General features: G+C 59.2%; 17 protein-coding genes. 7 read left to right on the top strand and 10 right to left on the bottom strand.

Going from position 1 to position 15,234, the window contains the following annotated elements:
• Nucleotides 1-208 precede the first annotated feature (208 nt).
• Nucleotides 209-802 carry an RNA polymerase factor sigma-70 gene (locus tag CLM71_RS20005; protein WP_105232550.1) on the top strand — a complete coding sequence of 198 codons (594 nt, stop codon included), beginning with the start codon at nucleotides 209-211 and terminating at the stop codon, nucleotides 800-802.
• Entirely contained in the window at nucleotides 795-989 is a 195-nt protein-coding gene (locus CLM71_RS20000) for a zf-HC2 domain-containing protein (RefSeq protein ID WP_105232549.1), read from the top strand. The genes CLM71_RS20005 and CLM71_RS20000 overlap by 8 nt, the downstream gene beginning before the upstream one ends.
• On the opposite strand, the gene CLM71_RS19995 is transcribed toward CLM71_RS20000, so the two are convergent.
• The 9 genes from CLM71_RS19995 to CLM71_RS19955 all read right to left on the bottom strand — a co-directional run bounded on the left by CLM71_RS19995 (nucleotide 979) and on the right by CLM71_RS19955 (nucleotide 9,461).
• The gene (locus CLM71_RS19995; protein ID WP_105232548.1) at nucleotides 979-1,470 is read right to left on the bottom strand and encodes a DoxX family membrane protein; all 492 of its coding nucleotides are present in this window, start codon (nucleotides 1,468-1,470) and stop codon (nucleotides 979-981) included. The genes CLM71_RS20000 and CLM71_RS19995 overlap by 11 nt on opposite strands.
• Before the next feature lies 1 nt (nucleotide 1,471).
• A complete protein-coding gene (locus CLM71_RS19990) occupies nucleotides 1,472-2,215 on the bottom strand; it encodes a DUF2063 domain-containing protein (RefSeq protein WP_105232547.1) in 744 nt (247 codons plus the stop codon).
• Nucleotides 2,184-3,110: a DUF692 domain-containing protein gene (locus tag CLM71_RS19985; RefSeq protein ID WP_197710670.1), complete on the bottom strand. Its 927-nt coding sequence runs from the start codon at nucleotides 3,108-3,110 to the stop codon at nucleotides 2,184-2,186. Before CLM71_RS19985 ends, CLM71_RS19990 begins: the two co-directional genes overlap by 32 nt.
• Before the next feature lie 35 nt (nucleotides 3,111-3,145).
• Nucleotides 3,146-3,439 carry a DUF2282 domain-containing protein gene (locus CLM71_RS19980; RefSeq protein ID WP_105232546.1) on the bottom strand — a complete coding sequence of 98 codons (294 nt, stop codon included), beginning with the start codon at nucleotides 3,437-3,439 and terminating at the stop codon, nucleotides 3,146-3,148.
• Nucleotides 3,440-3,710: 271 nt separating this feature from the next.
• Nucleotides 3,711-4,496: an SDR family oxidoreductase gene (locus tag CLM71_RS19975; RefSeq protein WP_105232545.1), complete on the bottom strand. Its 786-nt coding sequence runs from the start codon at nucleotides 4,494-4,496 to the stop codon at nucleotides 3,711-3,713.
• 11 nt (nucleotides 4,497-4,507) lie between these two features.
• Nucleotides 4,508-5,791, bottom strand: coding sequence for an MFS transporter (locus tag CLM71_RS19970; protein ID WP_105232544.1), 1,284 nt, complete (start codon nucleotides 5,789-5,791; stop codon nucleotides 4,508-4,510).
• Nucleotides 5,792-5,835: 44 nt separating this feature from the next.
• Complete coding sequence (locus tag CLM71_RS19965; RefSeq protein WP_105232543.1) at nucleotides 5,836-6,633, bottom strand: glucose 1-dehydrogenase; 798 nt, start codon at nucleotides 6,631-6,633, stop codon at nucleotides 5,836-5,838.
• Between the two features lie 26 nt (nucleotides 6,634-6,659).
• Nucleotides 6,660-8,165 (bottom strand): FGGY family carbohydrate kinase, encoded by a 1,506-nt coding sequence (locus CLM71_RS19960; protein WP_105232542.1) that lies wholly within the window; start codon nucleotides 8,163-8,165, stop codon nucleotides 6,660-6,662.
• Nucleotides 8,166-8,510: 345 nt separating this feature from the next.
• Nucleotides 8,511-9,461: a sugar-binding transcriptional regulator gene (locus tag CLM71_RS19955; RefSeq protein ID WP_105232541.1), complete on the bottom strand. Its 951-nt coding sequence runs from the start codon at nucleotides 9,459-9,461 to the stop codon at nucleotides 8,511-8,513.
• Nucleotides 9,462-9,770: 309 nt separating this feature from the next.
• Here CLM71_RS19955 and CLM71_RS19950 point away from each other — a divergent pair, with 309 nt between their 5' ends.
• Genes CLM71_RS19950 through CLM71_RS19940 form a run of 3 tightly spaced genes read left to right on the top strand, consistent with a single transcriptional unit; the run spans nucleotide 9,771 to nucleotide 12,369 of the window.
• Nucleotides 9,771-10,616, top strand: a complete 846-nt coding sequence (locus CLM71_RS19950; RefSeq protein WP_105232540.1) for a transketolase — start codon at nucleotides 9,771-9,773, stop codon at nucleotides 10,614-10,616.
• Between the two features lies 1 nt (nucleotide 10,617).
• Entirely contained in the window at nucleotides 10,618-11,559 is a 942-nt protein-coding gene (locus tag CLM71_RS19945) for a transketolase family protein (protein ID WP_105232539.1), read from the top strand.
• A gap of 39 nt (nucleotides 11,560-11,598) precedes the next feature.
• Nucleotides 11,599-12,369, top strand: a complete 771-nt coding sequence (locus CLM71_RS19940) for a DeoR/GlpR family DNA-binding transcription regulator (protein WP_105232538.1) — start codon at nucleotides 11,599-11,601, stop codon at nucleotides 12,367-12,369.
• Here the strand turns inward: CLM71_RS19940 and CLM71_RS19935 are convergent.
• Nucleotides 12,358-13,146 carry a DeoR/GlpR family DNA-binding transcription regulator gene (locus CLM71_RS19935; protein WP_105232537.1) on the bottom strand — a complete coding sequence of 263 codons (789 nt, stop codon included), beginning with the start codon at nucleotides 13,144-13,146 and terminating at the stop codon, nucleotides 12,358-12,360. The genes CLM71_RS19940 and CLM71_RS19935 overlap by 12 nt on opposite strands.
• A 490-nt stretch (nucleotides 13,147-13,636) precedes the next feature.
• Here CLM71_RS19935 and CLM71_RS19930 point away from each other — a divergent pair, with 490 nt between their 5' ends.
• Together CLM71_RS19930 and CLM71_RS19925 are read left to right on the top strand one after the other, a co-directional pair.
• Entirely contained in the window at nucleotides 13,637-14,572 is a 936-nt protein-coding gene (locus CLM71_RS19930) for a D-ribose ABC transporter substrate-binding protein (RefSeq protein WP_105233517.1), read from the top strand.
• A 45-nt stretch (nucleotides 14,573-14,617) separates the two neighbouring features.
• Nucleotides 14,618-15,229 (top strand): DUF2291 family protein, encoded by a 612-nt coding sequence (locus tag CLM71_RS19925; protein ID WP_105232536.1) that lies wholly within the window; start codon nucleotides 14,618-14,620, stop codon nucleotides 15,227-15,229.
• The last annotated feature ends 5 nt before the right edge of the window (nucleotides 15,230-15,234 follow it).

The raw sequence follows: 15,234 nt of genomic DNA, 5'->3' as shown, positions 1-15,234 counted from the left end.
AATGGCTTTTTTAATATTGTTGTTGGTTTAATTAATTTTTCTCTGCATACACGGCTATTTATAATAATAGGGTGCGTCCCGCTCGGCACGGCTGAGGGGCAGCGTCCGCCTGGAGAAAAAAGGGAACAATATTTATGTTTTATTGAGCGATTTGGGCAGGGAGTTTTATTATAATAGTCAATCAATCCGTCAGCTGTTGCAGAGCCTTATGCCGAATTCGCATAGCCCGTTAACCGATCCTCAGTTTGTTGCTGAATTACAGCAGCAGATGCTGCAATTTGCCCGACTGCAGCTGAATGATTTTCATCAGGCGGAGGATGTTGTGCAGGAAGCCTTTGAAGGGGCCATGAAAAATGCGGGTTCTTTTGCCGGCAGGGCGGCGTGGAAAAGTTGGGTGTTTGCGATTTTACGCCATAAAATTGCCGATATGCTGCGTATGCGTTACCGCCAGGCGGAGGTGACATCCGCAGGTGAGGAAGATCAGCAAAACTTTGAGGCGCTGTTTGACGCGCAGGGGCACTGGCCGGCTGGTGAACGGCCTCAGCGCTGGCATCAGCCGGACGAGTCCTGCGAACAGGCGCAGTTTTGGCAAATCTTTGAGCTTTGCCTGACGCAGGTGCCGGCCAAGAATGCTAGGGCTTTTATGATGCGCGAATTTATCGGCCTGGAGACGCAGGAGATCTGCCGCGAGATGGCGCTGTCGGTCACCAATCTTAACGTCGTGCTGTGGCGGGCGCGTATGCGCCTGCGGGAGTGTTTATCACAGCGTTGGTTTAGCCGTGAAGGAGGCGAACATGCTTAACTGCCACCGTGCGACCCGCCTGATGTCTCAGGCTCAGGATGCGCCGCTGCCGTTTGCGCAGCGTGCGGCGCTGCGCTTCCATCTGCTGTTTTGCTCCGGCTGCCGTAACTTTCAGACGCAGTTGGTCGATTTGCGTAGCATCACTTCGGCTTTCGCCCAGGGCAAAGATCGGTCGCCTAAACGTTAGAGCGCGGTACCCGGCGCCGGCACAGCAGGCTGTCGAGCGCCAGCTTGCCGCCGCCGTAGCTCATCAGATAAATTTGCACGCTCATCCACATGCTGTGAACCGGCCAGGCATCCGGATAGACGAAGATCTGGATCACCAGCGTCATCACCCACAGTGCCAGCGCGGAAAAGCGTGTCGCCAGACCGAGCAGCAGCAGTAACGGAAAGAGATGCTCCGCCACGGCGGCCAGGGTTGCCGCTATGGCCGGCGGCAGCAGCGGCAGTTGGTATTCGGTGGCGAACAGCGCCAGCGCGCCGCTGCTCAGGTGCGGTATCCCCAACCGCAGCGGCTCTCCGCCCAGGATATCGATCGTCAGCCCTTCAACCTTACTCTGCCCCGACAGCCAGAACGTGGCGGCCAGCGCGATGCGCGCCAGCAGGCCGAGCAGGCTTTCCCGGACAACTTTCTGGCCCTTCGCCGCCAGCGTTTGCAGTAATGCCATGTTATTTCTCCTGCCGGCCGGATACGCAAAGGATCAGGCCGTAATGGTGTAGTCGTTGTAAGGCCGGTTGGACGGCAAACGCGGTGTCCTCCGCGAGCGCTGCCGTCAGCGCCTGCGCCAGGGATTTCCGCGTCCGCAGCGCGTGGAGAAAGCGCAGCTCCGCCGCGCCGATCGCGATCAGACGCACGTCATCCTGATGGCGAAACAGTAAAACCTGTTCGGCACGGCAGGGATCCAGCTCCGCCGGCGCCTGATCCTGCTGGTGCGCAGCCCACAGGCTGAACACGGCAAACGGCGAGCCAAACAGCCGCAGCGAAGGATGCAGACGCAGGACGCTGTCGGCGGATAGCGTGGGCTGCCCGGCGTTGTCCGGCATCGCATCAGCCGCGTGCAGAGACTCGATACACAGCAGTTCGAGCTGTGCCAGATCCGCCAGCCACGGCCAGTCAGCCAGCGGCGGGAAGCCGGCCAGCCAGGCGGGCAACGCCGTGCCATAGTCAACCAGCACCGGCGAGGTCGGCGGGTGCCGGCGGATAAATTCGGCCGCCATGGCGCGGAAGAAGCCGTCGCCAACCTGCTGTACCAGCACCGGGCAGTTTTCCGCCAGTGCGCTAATCAGCGAGGCCATCACGTTGTTGCGGTAAACGGCAAAGCGCCGGGCCGGATCGCTGCCGTTCCAGGTGGTGAGCCCCTGGGGCACGGCGCCGTTGCCGTCAAGCAGCGCCTGATACAGTGCGCGTTGCATCTTTCACCTCCGCCGTCATCAACGCTTCCGCCTGACGCGCCTCATCCAGCAGCACCGCCAGCGGCGGCAGGTTGCTGTCCCATTCGATCAGCGTCGCGACGTTGCCGGTCGCCGCCAGCGCGGCACGATACAGCTGCCAGACCGGTGCGGCGACGCGGCCGTCGTGGGAATCAATCAGTAAACGGTCGCCGGCGGCGTCCTGGTTTTCCGCATGGCCCGCCAGGTGTATTTCCCCCACCCGGTGCAGCGGCAGCTCGTACAGCATGGTCAGCGGATCGCGGTGGTGGTTGACGCCGCTGACGTAGAGGTTGTTGACGTCCAGCAGCAGGCCGCAGCCGCTGCGTTTTACCATCTCGCTGATAAAGGCGGTTTCACTCAGGGTAGAGTCGGCGAACTCGACATAGGTGGCCGGGTTCTCCAGCAAGATCGGCCGCCGCAGCGCATTTTGCACCTGATCGATATGCGCGCAGACCCGCGTCAGCGTGGCCTCGGTATAAGGCAGCGGCAGCAGATCGTTGAGAAAAAAGCCGTTATGCGTCGACCAGGCCAGATGTTCGGAGAACATCTGCGGCTGATAGCGTTCCACCAGAGCGGCGACGCGTTGCAGGTGGCTGCGGTCGAGCGGCGCTTCTGCGCCGATAGACATCCCCACGCCGTGAATGGACAGCGGGTAGCTTTGACGGATGGCGCTCAGGGCCTGATGAAAAGGGCCGCCGGCCACCAGATAATTTTCCGCATGAATTTCAAAAAAACCGACGTCGGGCCGCTCCTGCAGGATCTGGCCGAAGTGCTCTGGCTTGAGACCGATGCCGGCCCGCGGCGGGAGACCGCCCATCATGTTATAGCCAGGCGCATCACGGGTGACGGCAGGCGGGGTATGAACTGACGTAGTCATCGCTGTTGCTCCTGGTGATGGGCGGTGAGGGCGGCTTACATCTCTTTAAACGCGTCCAATTGACCAAAGCCGGTCGATGACGTCGGCGATTTCATTTTTACGCAGCTGCCGGTGGGCACCAGCTTCCAGGCGTTACCCTGGTAATCGGTTTTGGCCGTGCCGGCGCAGGTGGTGCCGGCGCCCGCTTTACAGTCATTTTTGCCCTTCAGTGATACGCCGTAGCATTTCTCCATATTGCTTCCTTCAGCCGCCATGGCTGCGGTGCTTGCGGTGGTCAGCACGCTGCCTAACGCCAGCGCCAGCAGTGCGGTTGTAGTTGGCTTTTTCATTATTTCTTCCTCATGGTTGTAAAACGGATCGTTGTGTTGGCAGAAGCAGGATGGCTTCTGAGGAGTTAGTCGCAGCGGGCGCGGATTTCTTACAGGAAAAATTATTTTTTATTTAAATTTATTGAATAACAGAAGGTTGCGTTCTGTTTGACGCGGGGCGCGGCAATTATGCGGGGCGTGAAGAATAAGTGCGCCATGACATAAAAAAACCGCAGCCAGAGGCTGCGGTTAAGGTTAGCGGGACAACCGGGCGGTCTTTGCCTGCGGTGAATTACCAGCAGACAAAGCCGCCGTCGACCAGCAGATCGACACCGGTGCAGAATGAGGCGGCGTCGCTGGCCAGGAAAATGGCCGGGCCGGCCATCTCTTCCACGCGCGCCATACGCTGCATCGGCGTCTGGCTTTCAAACGCCTGCGTCTGATGCACCATTTCCGGCCGGGTGTTCATCGGCGTGGCGGTATAGCCGGGGCTGATGCTGTTAACGCGGATATTTTTCGTCGTCCACTCCATGGCCAGGCTTTTGCTGAGGTGGATAACGCCGGCTTTGGCGCAGTTGTAGTGCGCCTGCTCCAGACCGCGGTTGACGATAACGCCGGACATCGAGGCGATATTGATGATGGAACCGCCGCCGCCGGCGGCCATCAGTTCCGCTTCGGCTTTGCAGGCATGCCAGACGCCGGTCAGGTTGATATCGATCACCCGCTGCCACTGCTCGGTTTCCATCTCCAGCGCCGGGTTGGCGTTGGCGATCCCGGCGGCGTTCACCGCCACGTCAAGGCGGCCATACTGTGACTTTACGCCGGCGATGGCGCTGCGCAGCGCATCGGGATCGCGTACGTCGCCGGTAAAGGCGACGGCGTGACCGCCGATGGCGTGAATATGCCGCACGGTCTCTGCCAGGCCGCCGTCTTCACGCAGGTCGAAACAGGCGACGTTAGCGCCGGCGCTGGCCAGGCCATAGGCGATAGTCTGGCCGATGCCGCTGCCGGCGCCGGTCACAAAGGCGGTGCGTCCCTGCAGGCTGAATAACTGTTGAGCGAAATCTTTGGTCACCATCGAATATTCTCCTAGCGTTTGGCGCTGTATGCGGACTGCGTTGTTGATAAGGTTTTCGGAACGGCAAAGCGTGCCTTTTCATCCCGGGCGACAAAACTGGTCAGGAAAATGCTGACGATATACAGCCCGGCGAAGACAAACAGCACCCCTTTGGCGCCGACGGTGGTGAACAGCAGCGCCACCAGCAGCGGGCCAACAAAGCTGGACAACCCGGCGCCGAGGTTCAGCACCGACATCGCCGCGCCTTTTCTTTCCGGCTCCAGCGAAGGCACCAGCGCGGTGAGCGGGCAGAAGCCGGCAATCAGCGCGCCGTACAGACAGCCCATCAGCAGCATGGCCATATAGTTGCCGCTGAACCAGATAGGCGCATAGGCCATGAAAATCATGGTGCAGGCGCAGCCGAAGCCGCCGAAGATCTGTACGGTGCGGCCCCAGCCAATGCGGTCGCCCACCACGCCCCAGATCAGGTTAAAGGCGATGTTGACCGTAAAGGTCAGCGCCCAGACCTTTAACCACTGTTCGGTGGTAAAACCGTGCAGCGAGAGGTAAATCGGGAAAAAGACCGGCAACGCAAACTGGGAGGTGGTGTTGATCAGCCTGACCAGACCGCCGACGCCGACGCGGGGGTTTTCCTTGATAATCGAGATGCCGCTGAGCAGGATCGCCAGCTGTTCACCGACCGTCGTGCGTTCCCGCACCGTGCCTTTTACGCACATCAGAACGATCGCCGTACCGGCCAGCGCCCAGACAATGGCGCTCCACAGTACGCCGACGTGGCCGAGTACCGGGATCATCAGCGAGGCGTAGAAGTTGGCGACGATATACAGCCCGCCGGTAAACGCCAGATAGAACCAGCCGACGGCGGTCGCCAGGGTTTTGGCCGGGTTGCGGTAGGTCACCCAGACCAGGAATGAGTAGCAGAACAGCGGGTAGCCGAGGCCGCGGATACAGTAGGTCGGCACGATAATGGCGAAGTTCATGGTAGGCAGGGCCACCAGCAGGAACAGCACCTGGCCGACCAGCCAGAACATCGCGCCGATCAGCATGGTTTTACGCGGCCCCAGCGCTTCGGCCATCACGCCCGACAGCCACGCGCCGATCGCCACGGCAATGCCGTAGATGGCGATCAGCGTGGCGCTTTGCGGCATGCTCAGCCCGCGTTCGATCAGATAGGGGGAGATCCAGGCTTGTTCAACGCCGTCGCCGACGATAAACAGCAGCACGCCGATTAAACCCCAGACCAAATCCGTTCTGAGGCCGAGTATCGTCCGCGGCTCTGAGTGAGCGGGTGTCATAAAGTACTCCGTAGGCAGGTAAGATTTATAGGAATTTTTAAGGGTTATGACATGATGAGGCCGCCATCGACATTGATGGTCTGGCCGGTGATATAAGAGGCGTCTTCCGAGGCCAGAAACATCACCAGCCCGGCGACGTCTTTGGGCTTGCCTGCGCGTTTTAACGGAATGCCTTCCACCCACTCCTGCATTAATTCGCCTTTGCCGTATTTTTTCTCCGGCGTGCTCAGGATCTCGCCCCAGACGCGGTCGTTATAATCCCACATCTCCGTTTCGATAATGCCGGGACAAAACGCATTGACGGTAATATTGTGGGCGGCGAGTTCCAGCGCCAGACTTTGCGTAATGCCAATCACCCCCATTTTGCTGGCGGCGTAGTGCGGCGTATAAATAAACCCGACCCGTCCCTGTCCGGATGAGGTATTAATCAGGCAGCCTTTATTCTGCTTGACCATATATTTGGCCGCTTCCCGGCAGCACAGCCATACGCCGGTGGTGTTGACGTTAAGCACGTTGTCGAATTCTTTGCGCGTCATGGAATCGAAATGGTCGATGGTAATGATGCCGGCGTTCTGAATTGAGACGTCCACCGATCCGAAGGTGTCAAACGCCAGCTGGTAGAGCGCGGCAACCTGTTGTTCGTCGGTGACGTCGGCAACCAAGGGAACGATATTGCCGCGATAGCGCTGCGTTAACCGCTCGGCCGTGGCGAGGATATCTGCCGAATAGTCGGAGATCACCAGATTGGCGCCGGCGGCGGCAAAGCGCTCGGCAATGCCTTCGCCAATGCCGCGTGCGGCGCCGGTGATTACGACGGTCTGGTTGCTGAATGAATAGCTCATAACGTGGTCCTTCTGCTTCAGGGAGATCAAGATGCGTAGAGGGTGCGCTCTACCGCGCTCTGCCACTCGCGCCAGCGTTTTTGCAGGCGGCCGTGGCGTGCCATATTGGGACGAAACTCGCCGTGTACCGGCAGGTAGCTTTTCAGTTCGTCATCGGTGATATGGGTAATGGCCTTGCGCGCCAGCAGGGCGGCGCCGATGGCCGAAAGTTCGGGGATATCGCTGCGCATAACCGGGCATCCCAGCAGATCGGCCTGATACTGCATCAGCCAGTCGTTTTTGCTGGGGCCGCCGTCCACCATGAGCGCCGTCAGCGTGAAGTCATTATGCTGGCGCATGGCGGCGACCACGTCGGCAATCTGGTAGGCGACCGATTCCAGCGCCGCGCGAATCAGGTGCGCGCGTTTAACGCCGCGGCTCAGCCCGCAAATGACGCCTCTGGCGTGCTCGTTCCACCACGGCGCGCCCAGGCCGGTGAGCGCCGGAACGAAATACACCCCGAGGGTGGAATCCACCGAAGCCGGCAGCGTATTCAGCTCATGGGCCAGCTCTGCGGCGGGCAACTCACTTAAGCCGGTGCTGTCGGCCATCCAGGCGACGGCGTCGCCGGTGTGGGGAATATTGCCCTCCAGCCCGTAGACCAGCCGCTGCCCGTCATGCCAGGCGAGGGTGGTGGCGAGCGACTGGATGTCGCATTGGGCGGACGTCACCGGCGCCATGACGGACGAGCCGGTGCCGTAGGTGGCTTTGACGCAGCCGGGCTGTCCCAGCGCGTGGCCGAATAACGCTGCGTGCGAATCGCCGATCATCGCCATGATCGGAATACCGTCGGGAATGTCCGCCAGTCCTTTGGTATGGCCGAACAGGCCGCTTGAGGGTTTGACCGCCGGCAGCGCGGCGGCGGGGATCTGGAAGATGGCCAGCATCTGTTCATCCCAGCCGCCGCTGTGCAGGTTCAGCAGCTGCGTGCGCGAGGCGTTGGAGTAATCGCAGTAAAAGGCTTCGCCCGCGGTCAGATGCCAGAGCAGCCAGCTGTCGATGGTGCCCAGGCAAATCTCGCCCTGCTCGGCGAGCGCAAAGCCGTTTGGCACCGACTCCAGCAGCCAGCGCATTTTAGAGCCGGAAAACAGCGGAGCAATGGGCAGGCCGGTTGCCGTTTTAATCGGCTGCGCCTGATGATCGCGCCGCAGGCTGTCGCAAAAATCCGCGGTGCGCGAGCATTGCCAGGAGAGCGCCGCGCCGAGCGGTTTGCCGTTACTGCGATACCAGCCGATGGCGGTTTCACGCTGATTGCTGATCGCCAGCGCGCAGACACGCTCCGCACCGACGTGCGCCACCGCCTGCGCCAGCACGTTCAGCGAGGCGTCCACCAGTAATTCCCCCGACTGTTCCACCCAGCCTTCACGCGGCGTCTGAATGGACAGCGCCTGTGAAAACTTGGCGATGACCTGGCCGCATTCGTCCAGCGCGACGGCTTTGGCATTGGTGGTGCCTTCATCAAGCGCGATGATGACATTCTTTGTTGCCGACATAGAGTTTCTCCAAATAACGCAGAATTCAGGCGACGACCGGCATGGCGGAAAGCGGATCGCGTTGGCGCGGTCTGCGCCGGCAGGGCAAGGCATACGTCTTTTTCTACCGGCTTGAATATATATTCATATGTGATTATTTATTTAGTGCACGATAACCAAGTTGCTGAGGCTCAGCCACCGGCAAAGTCTGCAAATGTGCTTGCTATCACATTTCTAACGCGGTGCAGTGTGACGGGAAAAACGCAGGAGGATGGTTTATCTTTTTGATAAAAAACTATTTTTTCGTGCCGCCTCCGAAGGTTTTGGGGCGGCGGCAAACACGGTAACCGACCGGACTGGGGAAAATCAGTCCGTGACCAGCATTCTGGAAGTGTGGTAATCGGTGATCAGCACATCGATATAACCGCCGTTCAGTGCGCCCTTGATGGCGGCGACTTTGTCGCGGCCACCGGCCAGTGCGACGACGTTCGGGCATTTTTTCACTTTGTCGAGCGCCATGCCGATCACCGGATCTTCATCGTCGCTCAGCACCGGGGCGCCGTGCCGGTCAAAATAGTGCAGGCAGATATCGCCGACGGCGCCGCGCTCGGCCAACCGTGCCAGCATCTCCTCCTGATAGTAGTTGCCGGAGGTTTTCAGCAGCTGGGACGGTTCCAGAATGCCGATACCGACGATGGCGACGTCGACATCATCGAAATGGGCGATCACTTCGGCGACGTCGCTGCTGGCCATCAGGCGCGCTTTTTCATCCATCGAGCCTTCAATGCTCTGCGCCGGCAGCAGCCAGGCTTTGCAGTTGAGCTGCTGCGCCAGGGTCTGCGTCAGGATGGTGGCCTGCACGTTGCCGTTGGGCCCCACGCCGCCCAGCAGTTGGATAACGCCGTTCGCCTTCAGGTTCTGGGTGTGCACCTCATCCACCATGGCGCGGATGGTGCTGCTCCAGGAGGAGACGCCCACCAGATCGTTAGGCCGCAGGCGGGTTTCCATATAGTGGGCGGCGGCCGAGCCGATGGCGCGTTTCAGCACCGCGTCGGAAGCCTCTTCTGCAACGTCGACCACGATGGCCTGCTTAATGCCGTAACGCTCTTCGATGCCTTTTTCGATATTCAGAAAAATATTGGAGGGCTGAACAACGCTGATTTTGACCAGTCCCTCTTTTTGGCAGCGGGTGATGGCGCGCGAAACGAAAGATTGGGAAAGGGATAATGATTGTGCGATCTCAGACTGCTTGCGACCCTCCAGGTAGTAAAGCGTGGCAATCTTAACCAAGAGCCGTTGTTCATCCTGCTTAGCCATGTTGTTCCTCAACTATCAATTAGGTGCAATCAGTATGTTTTAGCCCGTCATCATACGCGAAAAAGTATGGACTTTAAGTGTGATGGAACTCTAATTTTCGCCAATGGTGTCGTACCGCGCTGGACAAACTTGCAGCGATGATCATACTATCATGAATATAAAATCATGATTGAATATATATTCATGATGACAGATATCCCGCTTTGTTAGTGAATGGGGGCCTGTAAACGCAACGGTTTGGCAGGTTACCCCTCTTTTTTAACCAGGTGGAATAAATATTCGTGAAGGAATAATAATTCGGAGGCGATTATGAACCCGTTCTCACTGTCAGTGCCGGAACTGGAAAGCAAAGCGCGTGCGGTACGACGCCATATCATCAACCTGAACGCCAACAGCCCTGCCGGCGGACATACCGGGGCCGATCTGTCGCAGGTTGAACTGCTGACCGCGCTGTATTTCCGCATTCTGAACTGTGCGCCTGACCGCCTGGACGATCGGGATCGCGATATCTATATCCAGTCGAAGGGACATGCCGTCGGCTGCTACTACTGCGTGCTGGCGGAGGCGGGCTACTTCCCGCAGCCCTGGCTGGCGACCTATCAGCATGCCAACTCGCACCTGCCGGGTCATCCGGTGAAACAGAAAACGCCGGGCATTGAACTGAACACCGGCGCGCTGGGGCACGGTTTCCCGGTGGCGGTGGGGCTGGCCATTGCCGCCAAGCGTGACAACAGCAAGCGCCGCATTTTCCTGATCACCGGCGACGGCGAACTGGCGGAAGGCAGCAACTGGGAGGCCGCGATGGCGGCGGCGCACTACAAGCTGGATAACCTGGTGGTGATTAACGATAAAAACGGGCTGCAGCTGGCCGGCGCCACCAAAGACATTATGAGCACCGATCCGCTGGATGAAAAATGGCGCGCTTTCGGGATGGAAGTCACCGAATGCCGGGGCAACGATATGGCCTCCGTGGTAGCAGCGCTGGAAAACCTGCCGCAGAACGGCAAGCCGCACGTGCTGATTGCGCACACCACCAAGGGCGCCGGCGTGTCATTTATTGCCGGCAAGCCGGAGTGGCATCACCGGGTGCCGAAAGGCGATGAGATTACGCAGGCCATGGCCGAGCTGAGCGATCGGGCAGAAGAGGAGGTATAACGTGAGTAATGCAGAACATTTGGCGAACGTAATGGTGACGGCGTTTATCGATGCGGTAGATAACGGCGTCGATCTGGTGCCGGTGGTGGCGGACTCCACCTCCACGGCGAAAATAGCGCCGTTTATGCAGCGCTTCCCCGATCGTCTGGTTAACGTCGGCATTGCCGAACAGACGCTGGTGGGGGCCGCGGCGGGGCTGGCGATGGCGGGAAAAATCGCCGTCACCTGTAACGCCGCGCCGTTCCTGGTCGCCCGGGCGAATGAGCAGGTGAAGGTCGACGTCTGCTACAACAATACCAACGTGAAGCTGTTCGGCCTTAATGCGGGCGCCAGCTATGGGCCGCTGGCGAGCACCCATCATGCCATCGACGATATCTCCGTGATGCGCGGCTTTGGCAATATCCAGATTTTCGCCCCTTCTTCACCGTTGGAATGCCGCCAGATCATCGACTATGCGCTGGAACACGTCGGGCCGGTCTATATCCGGATGGACGGCAAAGCCCTGCCGGAGCTGCATGATGAGACCTACCGTTTCCAGCCGGGCGCCGTCGACGTGTTGCGCACCGGGAGCGATGTGGCGCTGGTGGCGATGGGGTCTGCGGTGCATGAGGCGGTGGATGCGGCGGCCACCCTGGAGCAGCAGGGCGTCAGCGCGCAGGTGATCGGCGTACCGTCAATCCGTCCGCTGGACCGCGCTGCCCTGAGCGCCGCGCTGGGCGCAATCCGCACGGTGATTACGGTCGAGGAACACAATGTGAATGGCGGCGTCGGCAGCATTGTGGCGGAAGTGCTGGCGGAATATGGTCATGGCGCACGGCTGCAACGTCTCGGCATTGCCGATGGCGAGTACGCCATCGCCGCCGACCGTCAGGCAATGCGCGCGCACCATGGTCTGGATGCGGCCGGCATTGTTCGCCAGGCGCTGGCGTCGTTGCATCAATAACGGCCATTGCGCAGATTTGCCGGCAGGGGGAGGTCACGTATGCATCCGCGACAGAGGAAAATTGTGCAGATGGTGGGCGAGCATGGCCGCCTCAGCGTCGGCGCGCTGGCGCAGGCCGTCGGCGTTTCTCTGGTCACCATCCGTCATGATTTGCAGGCGCTGCATCAGCGGGGGGAACTGTTCCGGGTGCATGGCGGCGCCGTGGCCTTGCAGAGCCATGCGCTCCGGGCCGGATTACAGCGGCGCTATGCCGCCAAACAGGGGATTGCCGGGTATGCCGCCTCGCTGGTGCGCGACGGCGATACGCTGTATCTCGACGGTTGCAGCATCAGCCTGGCGCTGATCGACGCGTTGCACGCCAGGCGTGGTCTCACCATCGTGACGACGCATCCCGATATTGCCGAGCGGCTGAAGCAGAGCGAGCATCAGGCGATGATCGTGGGCGGCCTGCGGCAAACGCGTAATGATGCGAGGATCGGGGCGTTTACCTGCAGTTGCCTCAGCCAGCTGTGGTTTCAGCGCGCCTTTCTGGGCATCGGCGGCTGGCACTGGCAAAGCGGATTTACCGAGCCGGACCCGCAGAGCTGCGCGGTGAAAAACGTCGTCGCGGCGCACTCTGACGAGGTCGTGCTGCTGGCCGACTCGTCCAGATTCGGCCGGACGCATCCGCACGCGCTGGCGCCCGCCGACGCCGCCGTTACCCGGGTCATTACCGACACCAGGCTGTCGCCCAAATATCGGCAATATTTCGCCCGGCGGGCGATACGCTTGAACGTCATTAATGTGCCGGAGGCCGTCTCAGGCGACTAGCACCCTGACGCCCAGCGTCTCGAACGCCTGTACCTGCGACGGCGTGATGCCGCTGTCGGTAATCAGGTAATCGATCTTCGACCACTCGCAGGGTAAGGCGAACATGGAAACCTTATCAATCTTGCTGGAGTCGGCCACCACGTAGACCTCGCTGGCGGCGTTAATCATCGCCAGTTTCAGTTTGATATCCGTTTCACTGGGAAAACTCAGCCCCGAGCGCGGCGAGATGCAGGCGGTGGCGAGAAACAGTTTTTCCGCCAGCACGTTTTCGAAGAAACCGGCCGCCTTGTCGCCGGAGGTCGACAGCGTGGGGAACTTAAAGCTGCCGCCGGTCAGCAGGATATTGATCTCCGGCTCACCGCCCAGCGTCAGCGCGATGTTGACCGCCGTGGTGATGACCGACAGCCGCTTGATATGGGCCATATATTTGGTGATCGCGGTGGTGGTGGTGCCGGAATCGAAAATCACGGTGTCGCCGTTTTCGATATACCGCGCCGCCAGGCGGCCGATCGCATCTTTTTGCTCCAGATGGATCTGGCGTTCCAACATCATCGCCCCGGTGTTTTGTTTACCGGCCAGCAGCGTGGCGCCGCCGTGATAGCGCTGGACCAGCCCCCTTTGCTGCAGAGTGCGCAGGTCGGTGCGGATGGTTGCTTCGGTCAGGCCGAATGCCGCAGTGAGCGCTTTAACCGTGACCGTTCCGTCCTCCCGGACCATCTCAAGGATCTTCTCTCTGCGTAGCCGAACGTCAGCCAGCTGTTCACTTTTGCTTTTCAATCGAAAGTCACCTTTTCGTGATGAGGTTACCTGACGGCCTACAAACTACCTCAGATTTTAACCATATGGTGAGTCTAATGCGAGAAATACGCGTACGCACCATGCTTTCGTTCGAAAATAAAATATTGTTATCTATATGAAATGGCAGCGTAAATTTATTTATTAAATAGCGGTCTATAGATTCGAATTGATGCTATCCCACTGTAATTAAAGAATATGTTTTGTTTTTCTGACTTTTGTTTGAAATATGATCAAGTACACAAACGGAACAATATCGATCGCTTATATTTTTATTCGAAAATCAATGTGTATGAAAACGATAGTGCAGGGCAGAAAGATACGGCTGAAGCGGTTTGATTTCTCCGGGGAAAACGAGGTGATAAATCAACAGCGAGTGGTAAGGCCGGTGGGCAATAACCGACGGGATCGCGGGGGGAGGTTGTGACGAACCGCTGATGCCAATCACATAATAATGAGAGAGAGCCTGATGATGAAGAAGAAACTGTTGTTATTAAGCATCGCTTCCGCCTGTGTCTTTTCCGGCGCCGCGCTGGCCGCAGAAAAAGGCACCATCATGATTCTGGTCAATTCACTGGATAACCCGTACTACGCCGCCGAGGCTAAAGGCGCCAATGAGAAAGCCAAAGCGCTGGGCTACAAGACCTCCGTGCTGTCGCACGGCGAAGACGTCAAAAAGCAGAATGAGCTGATCGATACCGCGATCGGTAAAAAGGTGCAGGGCATCATCCTGGATAACGCCGACTCGACCGCCAGCGTGGCGGCAATCAAAAAAGCCAAAGATGCCGGCATTCCGGTGGTGCTGATTAACCGGGAGATACCGGTTGACGATATCGCACTGGAGCAGATTACCCATAACAACTTCCAGGCCGGCTCCGAAGTGGCCAATGTGTTTGTCGAGGCGATGGGCGAAAAGGGCAAATATGCTGAGCTGACCTGCAACCTGGCGGATAACAACTGCGTGACCCGTTCCAAATCCTTCCACCAGGTGATCGATCAGTATCCGGATATGCAGAGCGTGGCGCGTCAGGACGCCAAAGGCACTCTGATTGACGGCAAGCGGGTGATGGACAGCATTTTGCAGGCCCATCCCGACGTGAAAGGCGTTATCTGCGGCAACGGCCCGGTGGCGCTGGGCGTCGTTGCGGCACTGCGCGCCGCCGGTCGCGACGACGTGGTGGTGGTCGGCATCGACGGCAGCAATGACGAACGTGACGCCATCAAGGCCGGCGCGCTGAAGGCGACGGTGATGCTGCAGGCGCAGGCCATCGCGGCGCAAGGGGTCACCGATCTCGACAACTATATCCAGCATGGCAAACCGCCGGCGAAGCAGCGGGTGATGTTCCGCGGCATTCTGATTACGCCGGAAAACGCGCAGCAGGTGCAGGACTTCAACTTCAAATCTTAATGTGTTGCTGTCGCGCCCGTTGCGGCGGGCGCAGAGGAGAATGTGATGTTCACACGACTCGGGCCGGTAGTGCTGATTTTTCTGCTGGGCGGTTGCCGTATTGTTTCGCAGCAGGAACTGGCGGATTTAAAAAATCCGCCTAACCCGAAAATGGCGAATATTCCGCAAACGTGGCAACAGAAGCTGGTGCCGCAAATTGTTAAGGACGCCAAAGCGGATAACGCCTTGCTTGCCGAACTGGCGGCGGCGAAAGATTTTGATGAGGCCTGCCAGCGCTATGGCTACCGCAGCCAGGCGGAGAACCCCTGCCTGTTCAGCGTCAGGCTGAGCGGCACCATCACCGACGTTAACAGCACGTCGCGCAGCGGCAAAATGACGCTGAAAACCGCCGCCGGCGATGAGGTCCGGGTACAGACCGGGCCGATTATCCGCGGCACTGACCTGCGTGACGCCTATAAGGGCGCAGGCTATCAGGATTTTAACGATCAGGTGCTGTTCGGCGATTACGGCCGGGCGATCAACCAGCAGGCGGCCGACATGATGCGCGATTTCAAACCGCAGGTCGGGGATAACGTCGAGGTGGTCGGCGTATTCAGCAGTTGGGATCTGCCGGGCAAGATCGCCGAGGTGACCCCGGCCGCGATTACGCGTCGCTAAGGAGG

The sequence above is a fragment of the Serratia sp. MYb239 genome (assembly GCF_002966855.1).
In the GTDB taxonomy this organism is placed as follows: domain Bacteria; phylum Pseudomonadota; class Gammaproteobacteria; order Enterobacterales; family Enterobacteriaceae; genus Serratia_B; species Serratia_B rhizosphaerae.
The sequence above is the reverse complement of the archived record's forward strand: the minus strand, read 5'-3'. Positions and strand labels throughout refer to the sequence as shown.